Annotated in this window: 13 protein-coding genes; 7 read left to right on the top strand and 6 right to left on the bottom strand. The window is 72.6% G+C overall.

The genetic code is table 11. The features are described 5' to 3' along the window. Positions 1-3 precede the first annotated feature (3 nt). From AB0C84_RS38755 to AB0C84_RS38775, 5 genes are all read left to right on the top strand, one after another. Positions 4-669 carry a bifunctional 4-hydroxy-2-oxoglutarate aldolase/2-dehydro-3-deoxy-phosphogluconate aldolase gene (locus tag AB0C84_RS38755; protein ID WP_361075972.1) on the top strand — a complete coding sequence of 222 codons (666 nt, stop codon included), beginning with the start codon at positions 4-6 and terminating at the stop codon, positions 667-669. Then, entirely contained in the window at positions 666-1,616 is a 951-nt protein-coding gene (locus AB0C84_RS38760) for a sugar kinase (RefSeq protein WP_339156016.1), read from the top strand. Before AB0C84_RS38755 ends, AB0C84_RS38760 begins: the two co-directional genes overlap by 4 nt. 26 nt (positions 1,617-1,642) lie before the next feature. Next, complete coding sequence (locus AB0C84_RS38765) at positions 1,643-2,026, top strand: Rid family detoxifying hydrolase (protein WP_258940161.1); 384 nt, start codon at positions 1,643-1,645, stop codon at positions 2,024-2,026. After that, complete coding sequence (locus AB0C84_RS38770) at positions 2,026-3,177, top strand: hypothetical protein (protein ID WP_361075975.1); 1,152 nt, start codon at positions 2,026-2,028, stop codon at positions 3,175-3,177. The genes AB0C84_RS38765 and AB0C84_RS38770 overlap by 1 nt, the downstream gene beginning before the upstream one ends. Before the next feature lie 109 nt (positions 3,178-3,286). Next, positions 3,287-3,496 (top strand): hypothetical protein, encoded by a 210-nt coding sequence (locus tag AB0C84_RS38775; RefSeq protein WP_361075978.1) that lies wholly within the window; start codon positions 3,287-3,289, stop codon positions 3,494-3,496. A gap of 1 nt (position 3,497) precedes the next feature. Here AB0C84_RS38775 and AB0C84_RS38780 read toward each other — a convergent pair whose 3' ends face one another. From AB0C84_RS38780 to AB0C84_RS38805, 6 genes are all read right to left on the bottom strand, one after another. Further along, positions 3,498-3,929, bottom strand: a complete 432-nt coding sequence (locus tag AB0C84_RS38780) for a DUF6069 family protein (protein ID WP_361075980.1) — start codon at positions 3,927-3,929, stop codon at positions 3,498-3,500. A gap of 58 nt (positions 3,930-3,987) precedes the next feature. Next, positions 3,988-4,923, bottom strand: a complete 936-nt coding sequence (locus AB0C84_RS38785) for a sigma-70 family RNA polymerase sigma factor (protein ID WP_258940158.1) — start codon at positions 4,921-4,923, stop codon at positions 3,988-3,990. A 13-nt stretch (positions 4,924-4,936) separates the two neighbouring features. Beyond that, positions 4,937-5,320, bottom strand: coding sequence for an SgcJ/EcaC family oxidoreductase (locus tag AB0C84_RS38790; RefSeq protein ID WP_361075983.1), 384 nt, complete (start codon positions 5,318-5,320; stop codon positions 4,937-4,939). Positions 5,321-5,485: 165 nt separating this feature from the next. Further along, positions 5,486-6,727 (bottom strand): amidohydrolase, encoded by a 1,242-nt coding sequence (locus tag AB0C84_RS38795; RefSeq protein ID WP_361075986.1) that lies wholly within the window; start codon positions 6,725-6,727, stop codon positions 5,486-5,488. A 224-nt stretch (positions 6,728-6,951) separates the two neighbouring features. After that, positions 6,952-7,311: an MmcQ/YjbR family DNA-binding protein gene (locus AB0C84_RS38800; protein WP_361075988.1), complete on the bottom strand. Its 360-nt coding sequence runs from the start codon at positions 7,309-7,311 to the stop codon at positions 6,952-6,954. A gap of 49 nt (positions 7,312-7,360) precedes the next feature. Then, complete coding sequence (locus AB0C84_RS38805; RefSeq protein ID WP_361075991.1) at positions 7,361-9,457, bottom strand: peptidoglycan recognition protein; 2,097 nt, start codon at positions 9,455-9,457, stop codon at positions 7,361-7,363. Positions 9,458-9,656: 199 nt separating this feature from the next. On the opposite strand from AB0C84_RS38805, the gene AB0C84_RS38810 reads away from it, so the two are divergent. Both AB0C84_RS38810 and AB0C84_RS38815 read left to right on the top strand, forming a co-directional pair. Then, on the top strand, positions 9,657-10,658 hold the full coding sequence (locus AB0C84_RS38810; RefSeq protein ID WP_361075994.1) for an ATP-dependent DNA ligase: 1,002 nt from the start codon (positions 9,657-9,659) through the stop codon (positions 10,656-10,658). 192 nt (positions 10,659-10,850) lie between these two features. After that, positions 10,851-12,014 (top strand): DUF4185 domain-containing protein, encoded by a 1,164-nt coding sequence (locus AB0C84_RS38815; protein WP_361075997.1) that lies wholly within the window; start codon positions 10,851-10,853, stop codon positions 12,012-12,014. The last annotated feature ends 127 nt before the right edge of the window (positions 12,015-12,141 follow it).

A 12,141-nucleotide genomic window follows, 5' to 3' on the forward strand; every position in this document is an offset into this window, starting at 1 on the left:
CCCATGATCCCCCGCCTGGCGCCGGGACCCGCGCTGACCGCGACCGGCGTGGTCGCGGTCGTGCGCGGCCGCCGCGCCGACCGCGTCGCCGACGTCCTGGACGCGCTGGTCGCCGCCGGCGTCCGCTGCCTGGAGGTCACCCTGAACACCCCGGGTGCCCTGGACGCCCTGCGCGCGGCCCGCGACCGGCTGCCCGCCGGCGTCGAGGTCGGCGCCGGAACGGTCCGGACCCGCGCGGAGGCGGAGGCCGCGGCGGACGCCGGCGCGTCCTTCCTCGTCGCCCCCGACACCCGCGCGGAGGTCGCCGAGGCGGCCCGCGACCGGGGCCTGCGCTACTACCCGGGCGCCCTCACCCCGAACGAGGTCGCCCGCGCCTGGGACCTCGGCGCCACCGCCGTGAAGATCTTCCCGGCGAACGCGTTCGGGCCGCGCTACCTGCGCGACCTCGCCGAGCCGTTCCGGGACGTCCGGCTGCTGCCGACGGGCGGCGTCGGCCCGGACACCGCCGCCGAGTACCTCGCGGCCGGCGCGATCGCGGTCGGCGCCGGGGGCTCCCTCATCGGCGACGCCCTCGACGGCGGCTCCCTCACCGCGCTCGCCGACCGCGCGCGGGCGCTGCTCGCCACGGCCGCCCCGCGGGAGCGCGCCCCGGAGGAGGCCGCCCGATGAGCCCCGACCTCGTCACGTTCGGCGAGACCATGGCGCGGCTGGAGAACCCCGCCGTCGGGCCGATGCGGCACGCCCGCTCGCTCGACCTCGGCATCGGCGGCGCCGAGTCGAACACGGCGATCGGGCTGGCGCGGCTCGGCGGCAGCGCGGCCTGGTTCGGCCGCGTCGGCGACGACGAGTTCGGCCGGCTGATCACCACGTCGCTCGCCGGGGAGGGCGTCCGGCTCGGTCACACGGTGGTGGACGGGACCGCGCCCACGGCGCTGCTGTTCAAGGAGCGCCGCTCGGGCACCCTCACCCGCGTCCAGTACTACCGGACGGGCAGCGCGGGCTCGCGGCTGCGCCCGTCCGACGTCCCGCACGACCTGATCAGGACCGCGCGCGTCCTGCACGTCACGGGCATCACCGCCGCCATCAGCGACACCGCCCGCCAGGCCCTGGACGACGCCGTCGAGACCGCGCGGGACGCGGGCGTCCCCGTCTCCCTCGACCTCAACTACCGGTCGGCGCTGTGGACGCCCGCCGAGGCCGGGGAATGCCTCCACACCCTGGTCAAGCGCGCCGACCTGGTGTTCGCGACCGAGCAGGAGGCGCGCCTCGTCGTGCCCGGCGACGACCCGGCCGCGCTCGCCACCGCCCTGTCCGCGCTCGGCCCCGGCGACGTCCTGGTCAAGCGGGGCGCCGACGGGGCGGTCGCGTTCTGCGAGGGGCGGCTGTACGTCCAGCCCGCCCACCGGGTCCCCGTCGTGGACCCGGTCGGCGCCGGGGACGCGTTCGCCGCCGGCTACCTCGCCGAGTTCGTCCGCGGCCTGCCCGTCGCCACCCGCCTGGCCACCGCGACGGCCGCGGGCGCCTACGCCGTCACCGTCCGCGGCGACTGGGAGGGCCTGCCCAGCCGCGCCGATCTGGAACTGTTGAGAACCGCGGAGAACGACGTCACCCGATAAGTGGCTTCACAGATGAGGAGACAGATATGAGCAAGCGCGAGATTCGCAGCGCGGACTCCGCCCCGCCCGTCGGCACCTACTCGCAGGGGCTCGTGGTCGGCGACTTCGTGTACACGTCCGGGATGGGGCCGCTCGACCCGAAGACGGGCGAGATCGTGGGCACGGACGTCGCCACGCAGACCCGGCAGACCCTCGCCAACCTGGCCGCGATCCTGGCCGAGCACGGGCTCGGCCTCGACGACGTGGTGAAGTCGACCGTCCACCTCCAGGACCTCCACCGCGACTTCGCCGCCTACGACGAGGTCTACCGGGAGCACTTCACCAAGCCCTACCCGGTGCGCACCACCGTGGGCTCGCAGCTGATGAACATCCTCGTCGAGATCGACTTCGTCGCCTACAAGAAGAGCTGATGGACTCGTCCCTCTTCGCCATGGTGGAGGGTCCGCGCGGTGCCGGCGCCGCGCGGATCCTCTCCCACGGCGTCTCGTCCATCACGATCGGCGCCGCCTACCACCGCGCCCGCGACGTGACACCGCACGGCTCAGCGCGCGTGACGTTCCGGCATGACGGCGTCCACTTCCCCTTGGGCGACCTCTTCGACGGCCTCCGGCTGGTGCCGCCGGTGCAGAAGGGCGCCGACCGCGAGCCCATACGGGCGCTCAGGGACGAGACCCGCGAGCTCGGTGTCGCCCTGCATGGCTGGGGCGTTTTCCTGCACAACACCACGCTCGGCCTGGCCTTTCCGGACGTCACGCAAGAGAACTGCTTCGGCGACCGTGCCGCGCCCGCCGACCTGTGCCCGTCCCACCCGGACGTCCGCGCCTATGCCGTCGCACTGGGCCGCGCCATCGCCCGCCAAGGCGTGGACTCCGTCGTCGCGGAATCCCTGCACTTCGGGACGTTCGGCCACGGCTACCATCACGAACGCTCTTTCGTGGACCTCGGCCCCGCCGCCGAGTTCGCACTGGGCCTGTGCTTCTGCGCGCACTGCCTGGCCCGTCTCCCGGACGCCGAGAAGGCCCGCGACGTCGCCGCCCGCTTGGCCGGGGACGTCCTGGACGGCGGCCAACCCGCCTCCGACCTGCCCGGCGTCCTCACCGAGTACGCCCGCGCCCGCGCACCGATCGTCACCTCGCTGGCCGCGGAGGTCGCCGCGGCCGTCGCCGCCGAGGGCTCACAGCTGACGTTCCTCGACCTCACGGGCGCCGTCCTGGGATACGCCGACGGACGTCCCACCGGTGCCCCGGCCGCCCACTCCGCCTGGCGGATCGGCGTGGATCCCGCGGCGCTCGGCTCGGCCGTCCCGTCCTACGCGATCCTCTGCTACGCCCACGACACCGTCCGCGTGGGCGAGGACGTGGCCGCCTACCGCGCCGCCCTGGGGCCGGACACCGCGCTCCGCGCCGTCCTGCGACCCGGCCACCCCGACACGACCTCGGCCGGCCACCTGTCCGCCAAGGCCGCCGCCGCCCGCGCCTCCGGCGCCGACGCGGTCGACTACTACGCCTACGACCTGTTCCCGCTCCCGGCCCTCGACCGCATCCGGTCCACCGGTGCATGATGGGCGCATGAGCGAGTGGGTCACCGTCGTCACGTACGAGAACGTCCGGGGCTGCCCGCGGCCGGTCGCCGCGCTGCTGGCTTGACTGCGTGACCGCGGCATCGACTGGATGCCGTTCGAGCTCGACGACGTCACGATAGGGCTCGCCTGCGGGCGGGACTCCGACGGGCGGGCGCGCGGCTGGTACAGCGTCCAGGTGCGCGCCGGGGCCCTCAGGCGTCTCGGTCTGCATCCCGACCAGCCCACGTCGCGGGTAACCGGCCCCTCCCCGCCCGCCTGGTGGCACGCCGCCGCGGAGCGCGCGGCGCGCTCGCGGTGACTCAGTCGTCCGCGGCCGAGAGCCGGCGGGCGAGCATCGGGATGATGATCGCCGCGGCCAGGACGTGGGCGGCGCACAGCATCACCTTCGTCGAGGTCGCCGTGGCCCCGGCGGCGACGGGCGTCGTGAACGACAGGATCGTCAGCGCCACCGCCGCCTGCACGAACGTCCGCGACGGCTTCCTGGCGAACCGGGCGAGAAGCATCGCGAGGATCGTCCCCCAGAAGGTGCAGATCACCGTCCCCATCGCGAACATGCCGACCGTGATCGGGTCGGTGCCTGAGGCGCCGACGCCGCCGGCCTCCATCGGGACCCCGGCGGCGCGGGCGGCCAGGCCGAACAGCTCGGTGGCGACGGATCCCGCGAGCGCCGCGGCGGCCCCGGTCAGCCAGATCGGGCGGGCGCTGCCGGTGAGCGTCTGGGCGATGTCCATGATGTGCTCCTCTCAGGGCTTCTGAAAGGAGGTCGAACCCGCGGGCCCGGAATCGACATCATCCGCCGAAAATCTCCGGCAGTTCGAACGCGGCGAACACCCGGGCGTCCTGGAAGACGACGTTGCGCGCCACACCCCGCGGAGTCACGGTGAAGACCTGGAGGGTGTGCAGCCGGTACGCGCCCTCGGACAGGTGGTAGGCGACAAGGGCCGGCTGCCCGTTGGCGGACGTCCGCGCCATCCGCCAGTCGGAGCCCGCCGTCGCGAACACCCGCGCCATGAACCGCCCGTAGTCGCGCCGCCCGCGATACCAGAGCGGCACGGGCGGCATCTCCATGACGGCGTCGTCGGTGAGCAGCGCCACCAGGCCGTCGACGTCGGCCGCCTCGAACGACCGCACGTACCGGTCGAGGACGGCGCCGACCTCCGCGTCGTCCGGCTCGGCGATCTCCTCCTCCGGCGCGACGCCGGCCAGCCCCGCCCGTGCGCGCTGCAGGGCGCTGTTCACCGCGGCCGGAGTCGTCTCCAGCAGCTCCGCCGCCTCGGCCGCGCCGAACTCCAGCACGTCCCGCAGGATGAGCACGGCCCGCTGCTTCGGCGGCAACGCCTGCATCGCCGCCACCAGCGCCAGCCGCAGGCTGCCGCGCCGCACGACCCGCGCCGCCGGGTCGTCCAGCAGCGCGTCCGGGAACGGCTGCAACCACGGCACCTCGAACGCCGGGGTCAGCGGCGCGTCCGGGTCGTCGCTCGGGCCGCCGAGCCCCGACGGGAGCGGGCGCCGGGCCCGCCCCCGCAGCGCCGTCAGGCACACGTTCGTCGCGATCTTGTAGAGCCAGGTGCGGACCGACGCCAGCCGCGGCTCGTAGCGGTCCCGGGCCCGCCACGCGCGCAGCATCGTCTCCTGGACGAGGTCCTCCGCCTCGTGCACCGAGCCGACCATCCGGTAGCAGTGCACCAGCAGTTCGCGCCGGTAGGAGTCGAGTTCCTCGTCCACGGTGGTCCTCCGGTCAGCGTGCGGGCGCGTTGGCGTAGGCGGCGACGAGCCACCGCCCGTCCCGCCGCGACAGGACCCAGGTGGCGACCCGCTCCCGCTCCGGCGGGACCTCCTGCTCCCCGGCCATGATGATGCCCGCCTTGCTGACGACTATGGCGGTGTCACCGTGCACGCGGACGTCCTGCGGCTCGTCCACGCCCCGGGAGCCCTTGAGCGGCCCGGCGAACCCGGCCGCCATGAAGTCGCGCACCGCCTCGCGGCCGCGGTTGAACACGCCGGGCATCACCACGGTCGCGTCCTCGGCGTAGAGGTCGGCGAACGCGTCGGCGTCGCCGTCGCCCCACGCCTTGTACAGCCGATCGAACACTTCGCGGACGGTGTTGTCGTCGCTGTTCATCGCATGATCCCCTTCTCGACTTCGATCGGTCGAGGTGTGTACCGCGGGGAGCTCATCGATTCATCGCTCCTCCGGAAGAAATTTCGGAGAAGAGCAGCAGGGGCCCGGCGTGAGCCGGGCCCCTGGCCGTGACCGACGCGTGGTCGATCACGGCCGGCCGGTGCGTCAGGCCTCAGACCACGCGTGGTCCAGAGCCGTCAGCGCCATGTGCACCTCCAGGTCGACGCCGCGCGCGATGCAGCTCTCGTCGACGTCGAAACCTCCCTGGTGCAGGTCGTACTTCGGCGTGCCGGGCTTGCGCACGCCGTAGCGCCCGAGGGCGCCGTCGACCAGTTCGAGGTAGAGGGAGAAGTCCTCCCCACCCATGCTCTGCCCCGTGGGGCCGATCTTGTCCTCGCCGAGCGCGAGACCACCGGCGTGCCGGAAGATCTCCACGCTCGTCGCCTCGTTCACCGTGGGCGGCAGGCCGAGCGTGGTGATCAGCTCCGCCTCGACCCTGTGCAGCTCGGCCACCAGGCCGACCAGCGCCGGCAGCGCGTCGAGCGCCGACCGCCGGTGCTGCGGGTCCAGGCAGCGCAGCGTCCCTTCGAGCTCTCCCACGATGGGGATCGAGTTCGCCGCCAGGCCCGACTGGATGCGACCCCATTCCAGCTCGTGGCCGGAACGCGCGTCGAACCTCTGGTCGAGCACCGCCGACAGCTCTTCCACCATGGCCGCCAGGGCCCGGATGGGGCTGCCGGTCAGGTGCGGCCGTGCGGTGTGGCCGCCCGCCCCGGTGGCCCGGATGAGGATCTTGTCGTAGGACGCCGTGATCGCTCCGGTCCGCAGACCGAGGAAGCCGACCTCCTGCGCCGGGTCGCAGTGCAGCGCGAAGATGCGCCGCACCCCGTCCAGCGCGCCGGCCGCGATCACGTTCCGCGCGCCGCCGGGGAGTTCCTCGGCGGGCTGGAAGATGAGCCTGACCGTGCCGCGGAGCAGGCCGGCCTCGGCCAGCATCGCCAGGAAGCGCCCCGCGCCCAGCAACATGACGGTGTGCACGTCGTGGCCGCAGTTGTGCGCCGCGTCCTCCACCGTCGAGCGGTAGGAGACGAGCTTGGTGTCCTTCTGGGGCAGCGCGTCGATGTCCGCGCGCAGCGCGATCATCGGTCCGTCGCCACCGCGGATGTCGCAGATGACGCCGGTGCCGTTGGGCAGGACCCACGGCCGGAGGCCGATCGCCGACAGGAAGTCGACGATGATCTGGGTCGTGCGGAATTCCTTGAACGCGACCTCCGGGTGCGCGTGGAGGTCACGGCGGATGCCGATCAGCTCCTGCTCGCAGCGGGGGAGGTACTCGTCGAGCCCGCGCCTGATGCTGCGGGGGTCGAAACCGGACGCGTCCGCGCCCGGGGTCCAGATCCTGGACATGGCTTTCCCTTTTCTGTTTCGTTTGTTCGCGGCGTCTGATGATCGCCACGGGAATACCGTACACGGAATACGAGATTGCGCAACATATGCCGACCTCGACAAGGGGTGATCTTTAGGGATCGACTAAACGGGAGAAAAGGGAAGACCGTCTAGAATCGGGCCTTATTCGTGCAAAAGGCCCTAGGCAGGTAAAGGTCGATTCCGTCCGTGATCGGCTGAGACGCTCAGAGCCGGGAACGCTGGGCGCGGGTGAGCTTGGCGACCACGAGGTCGTAGGAGTGGTCGACCAGCTCCCACACCTCCTCGTCGGGCACGGAGCCGTCGAGGACGACGGTGTTCCAGTGCCTCTTGTTGAGGTGGTACCCGGGCGCGATCGCGGCGTGCCGGGCGCGGAGCTCCTCGGCCAGCTCCGGATCGCACTTGAGGCTGACGCTGGGCGGCGACGCTCCCAGCGGCACCAGCGCGAACATCCGTCCGGCGACCTTGAAGACGGCCACCTCGTCGCCGAACGGATAGTCCTCCAGCGCGCCCGGCTTGGCCAGGCACTCCGCGATCACGCGATCACGCCACGACTCCTCAGTCACTCCACACACCCTAGGTCGGCCCCGGCCCGCCGGGGCCGACCCGCGGGCGTCAGCGGAGGTAGGCGAGTCCGTCGATGCCGACCATGGGACGGCCCGAGGTGCCCGCCACGACGATCTTGATGGTGTGCGTGCCGCTGCCGCTCCAGGTGCGCGTCCACAGCAGCTGGCGGTACGCCGTGGTCGACGCCCTGGTGTCCAGCGTGCCGATCTTGACGCCGTCCACGTAGACGTACACGGCGCCGAGGTAGGAGGCGCGCTTGAAGATCAGGCCCGCGGTGCGGCCGGTGAACGTCCAGCTCGCGCTCGCGCCCCGGTACTTGCTGTACATGCCGCGCCCGCCCAGGTAGGAGCTGGTCGTGCTGACGCCCCAGGTGCCGGTGCGGCGCGCGGCGCCCTCGGTCTGGCCGCCGGTGTAGCGGCTCAGGCTGGAGGTGCCGGCGTTGCCCGCGGCGTCGGTGGCGGCCAGCGTCCAGGTCTGGGTCGTGCCCGGCTTGGACACCGCGGACCACTGCGTCGTGGTGGTGGGGAACGTCTTGGCCGCGGGCGACGTGGCCTTCAGCGAGCTGAGAACGCCGTTGTCACTGGCCTTCCAGGTGAGCGAGACGGGCCACGCGCCGCTGTTGACCGTCCCCTTGCGCAGCGACAGCGCCTGGGACGAGATGACGGGGCGCGTCGTGTCCGCGACGATCGTGAAGACGGGGGACGCCGAGGTCGTCCCGTCGGAGAAGGCGGCGTTCAACTGGACCGAGTGCGTCCCGGGCGCGAGCGTCACCGTGGCGGAGGCGGCCCCGGCGGCCGGTGTCGCGGCCGTCGCGCCGTCCACGCTGACGGTGTAGGTCGCGCCGTCGGCCGGCGTCCAGTTCAGCGTGGCCGTGCTCTTGGTGTAGTAGCGGCCCCCCGCGGCGGTGGCGCCGGTCACGGTGGCGCTCAGCGCCGGGACGGTGATCTGCTTGGCGGCCGTCCGGACGGCGGGCAGCGCGGAGTAGAGCTGCGCGCCCGGGCACGCGGTCGCGAACCCGTCGCGGTGCCCGGAGATCGTGTTGAACTCGACCTTCTGGCCGTAGGGGTACTTCCCGCCCGTCCCGTCGGGGGCGGCCGACGTCAGCGTCGTCTTCGCCGTGGGGTCGACCCCGGTCAGCCCGAGCTTCCACGCGGCGATCTTCGCGGTGCCGTCCAGGGCGGCCTTGGTGGGCGCGACGCCGGGGGTGGTCGGGTCGTTCGCGGCGGTGTAGGTGCCGAGGACGGCGATCCCGGTGGTGTCGGTGTTGAAGCCGTAGGTGTGCGCGCCGTGGACGGGACGGTCGGCGCCCCCGGCCCGTCCCTCGAAGATCGTGCCGCACTTGTCGACGAGGAAGTTGTAGCCGATGTCGTTCCAGCCCTGGCTCTGCACGTGGTACAGGAACACCGACCGGATCACCGACGGCGACTCGGTGCAGGAGTACCCGTTGCCCGTGTCGGTGTGATGGACGAACGCGGCCTTGACCGAGGCGTCGTACTCCGGCGCCTCCTTGACGAGGGACTCGTCCGCGCCCCATCCGGCCCGCGCCACGATGGCCGGCTTCGGAGCGGTGACGGGGCCGGCGAGGGGCGTGGTCGCCGCCACCAGCTTCATCCCGGTCCCGCCGCCGGCCGGTCCCGCCGCCCGCGGTGTCGCCGTCGCGGCGGAGGCGCCCGGGTCGATCAGGTCGACGCGCAGGCCGTCCGGCAGCGTGCGGCCCTTCTGCCCGGTGACGCGCACGTCGACGCCGTTGGACGGACCGACCCACAGCCCGTTCGTCCCGCCGCGGCCGCCCTGGTCGGGGGCGTCGGCCAGCTCCGGCTCCAGGGTGCGCCACTGCGACCAGCGGCCGGTCTTCGCGTCCCGCGTCCGGAGCCGGACGGTCCCCTTGAGCTCCTCGCGCGGCTTGTTCCAGGTGACGCCGACGAGGCTGAACGGTTCGGTCTCCGCGGCGGGCAGCCCCTTGACCTTCTGGCCCGCGGCGGCCGCGGTGGCGAGGTCCGCCAGCGGGCGTGCGTGGACCCGTCCCGGCCCCGGCCGGGTCGCGGACGCCGTCGTCGCCGTCGAGGTCGACGAGACCGTCCAGACCACCGTTCCCGCCACCGCCACGGCGGCGAGGGACGTCCCGATCACAGTGCGCTTGAGCATTCTTCCCCGTTCAGATTCCGACCCAGGTGATCATTCAGCGTCAGGGTCGTGCAGAACGTTACAGCTCGCCCGCATTTGTCTGACTCGCACCCTCGGCAGGGCCCGCGCGAGGCAATGAACTGCCCAAACCCGTCCCCGAGGGCACTCGCCGCGCCACCGCCGGGTACCCCGGCCATGAGCGCGATCGGGGGTGGAGGCGGTGCGCATCACCGGACCCGTCGCCCCCATGGCCGCGACCGCGATCGACCACATTCCCCGGGAAAAGGCCTGTTCAGGCGGGTGCCGCTACGAACCCAAGTTCGACGGCTTCCGCTGCGTCGCCCGCGTGAGCGAGGAGGGCGATGTCCAACTCTGGTCACGCCGCCTCAAGCGCCTGGATGCGGCCTTCCCCGAAATCGTCTCGGCCGTCTCCGCGACCATCCCGCCCGGCACGGTCGTCGACGGTGAGATCGTCCGGTGGGGAGGCGACGGCCGCCTGGACTTCTCCGCCCTGCAACGCCGCCACGTCACCCGCCGCACCGGCTCGCCGATCACCGAGCCGTGCCACTACGTCGTCTTCGACGTCCTGGAGACCGGCGGAACGGACTACCGCTCCGCCCCCCTCTCCTCCCGCCGCGCCGAGCTGGAGCGCGTCCTGCACGCCCTGCCCGGCACGTCCCGCATCGTCCTCTGCCCGCAGCTCCGCGACGTGGGCGAGGCCCGCCTGTGGTTCGAGATCCTCGTCGCGCAGGGCATCGAGGGCCTGGTCGTGAAGGCCGCGGGCGACCCCTACAAGGAGGGGAGGCGCGGCTGGTGGAAGGTGAAGCACCGCACGACGACCGAGGCGCTCATCGGCGGGGTGACCGGCACCCTCGAACAGCCGCAGAGCCTGCTCCTGGGCAGATACACGGCGGACGGGACGTTGCGGGTCGTCGCCCGCACCGCGCTGCTGAATCCCCGGGCACGCGCGGCCCTGACCGGAGCCCTGTCCCCGGCGGGCGCGGACCATCCCTGGCCCGAACCCCTCCCCGCGGGCTGGGCGGGCGGCCTCCCCGCGACCAGGGACCCGATCCACTACATCCGCGTGGCCCCGGACACCGTCGCGGAGATCAGCGTGGACGCCGCGGTGGAACACGGCCGCTGGCGCCACTCCGCCCGCTTCCTCCGCCTCCGCCGCGATCTGACCCCCGGCGACGTCCCCCGGAACCTGAACCTGGAGTGACGCTCGTCCGCCGCGAGGAATCGGATCACTGATCGTGATTCCCTGGCGACTCTGCACCGATCTACGGTAAAACAGACATTGATGTTCTTCTGAGCTTGTCGCCGGACGACCGGGATCCACCGATCCTCGCCAAGGGCTGCGGCGCCAAGGGCATCTCCAGTGCACGAGAGTCGACCTGAAAGGCATCGCCAGATGACACGTCCATCGGACGACAAGGACACGGCCGCCAGCGGTCTCTCCCGCCGCAAGCTCCTCCGGGTGGGGGCCGGCGTCGCCCTCGGCGCGGGGGCCGTCGGCGCGGGCTGGGTCGGGTTCAGCCAGGACGGGCGGCAGGCCAGGGTGATGACGGCCGGCGGGCCGGGCGACCCGTCCAGCCCGACCCTCGCGGTCAAGGTGAAGAACCTGAGCGGCCCGGTCGAGACCGGCCCGTTCGCCTCGCCGTGGACCGACCTCGGCATTCCCGTGCGGTGCCCCGACGGCACCATGCTGTTCGTCTGCGGTGACACCTTCAACGGCGACCACGTGCCGAACCCGGGCGAGCCCGCCGACGACTGGCGCGCCCCGGTGGGCCTGCGCTCCAGCAACGGCGACGTGAACAACCTGCGCATCGACGGAAGCGTCGGCGGAGGCCACGCCAGGGCCCTGGTCGACGAGCCGCACAACCCGGCCGGCCCCAACAGGGCCACGACGGCGATCCCGTCCGACGCGTTCGTCGTGGACGGCGTCATGTACATGCACCTCATGCGCGGCGTCATCTATGACACCCACCACACCGACTTCTGGCGCTCGACCGACAACGGCGAGACCTGGGAGTACCTGTGCCAGTGGCCGGGCGACCTGCACGGCGGCCAGTTCCAGCAGAAGACCTACGCGGTGGCCGACGACGGGTGGTGCTACGTCCTGTCCACGGTCTTCAACCGGGAGCGGGACTCGGGGATGCTGCTCCACCGGGTGCGCAAGGAGAGGCTCGGCGACCCGAACGCCTACGAGCCCTGGGGCTACGCCGACGGCGGCTGGCGCTGGGGGGCGCCCCCGACCACGGTCTTCGGCGTCCGCAAGTGGGGCGAGATCTGCTTCCGCGCCATGGACGGCAAGTACGTCCTCACCTGGCTGAACATGAACCCGGTGTCGATCCGGGCGATGGTCTTCCCGCTCCCGACCGCGGACCTCACCAGGACGCTGGAGCAGACGATGATCGTGCACTCCGACCCGGAGGCGGCCAACTTCGTCCGCAGCCCCTACGGCGGCTTCGTCGTCCCCGGCTCGACATTCGGCAACTTCCACATCATCGTCAGCCAGTGGTACGACCCGAAGAACTACCGGATCATGCAGTACAAGGTGAACATGCTCTCCTGAGCCGGGACCGGGCGCCGTCCCCGGACGGCGCCCGGCTTCGCCGAACCGCCCACAGCCGAGGCAGCGACCCGGCGGTGGGCGGTTTCTTCTTGACGCGCCGCCGCCGGCGGGCCGGGGATTCCCCGGC

Source organism: Actinomadura sp. NPDC048955, assembly GCF_040649435.1.
Classification (GTDB): domain Bacteria; phylum Actinomycetota; class Actinomycetes; order Streptosporangiales; family Streptosporangiaceae; genus Spirillospora; species Spirillospora luteofluorescens.

Excerpts from the sequence above, each read along its gene's own strand:
- AB0C84_RS38755 (WP_361075972.1), top strand. The coding sequence starts at position 4 with ATGATCCCCCGCCTGGCGCCGGGACCCGCGCTGACCGCGACCGGCGTG.
- AB0C84_RS38760 (WP_339156016.1), top strand. The coding sequence starts at position 666 with ATGAGCCCCGACCTCGTCACGTTCGGCGAGACCATGGCGCGGCTGGAG.
- AB0C84_RS38765 (WP_258940161.1), top strand. The coding sequence starts at position 1,643 with ATGAGCAAGCGCGAGATTCGCAGCGCGGACTCCGCCCCGCCCGTCGGC.
- AB0C84_RS38770 (WP_361075975.1), top strand. The coding sequence starts at position 2,026 with ATGGACTCGTCCCTCTTCGCCATGGTGGAGGGTCCGCGCGGTGCCGGC.
- AB0C84_RS38775 (WP_361075978.1), top strand. The coding sequence starts at position 3,287 with ATGCCGTTCGAGCTCGACGACGTCACGATAGGGCTCGCCTGCGGGCGG.
- AB0C84_RS38780 (WP_361075980.1), bottom strand. The coding sequence starts at position 3,929 with ATGGACATCGCCCAGACGCTCACCGGCAGCGCCCGCCCGATCTGGCTG.
- AB0C84_RS38790 (WP_361075983.1), bottom strand. The coding sequence starts at position 5,320 with ATGAACAGCGACGACAACACCGTCCGCGAAGTGTTCGATCGGCTGTAC.
- AB0C84_RS38795 (WP_361075986.1), bottom strand. The coding sequence starts at position 6,727 with ATGTCCAGGATCTGGACCCCGGGCGCGGACGCGTCCGGTTTCGACCCC.
- AB0C84_RS38805 (WP_361075991.1), bottom strand. The coding sequence starts at position 9,457 with ATGCTCAAGCGCACTGTGATCGGGACGTCCCTCGCCGCCGTGGCGGTG.
- AB0C84_RS38815 (WP_361075997.1), top strand. The coding sequence starts at position 10,851 with ATGACACGTCCATCGGACGACAAGGACACGGCCGCCAGCGGTCTCTCC.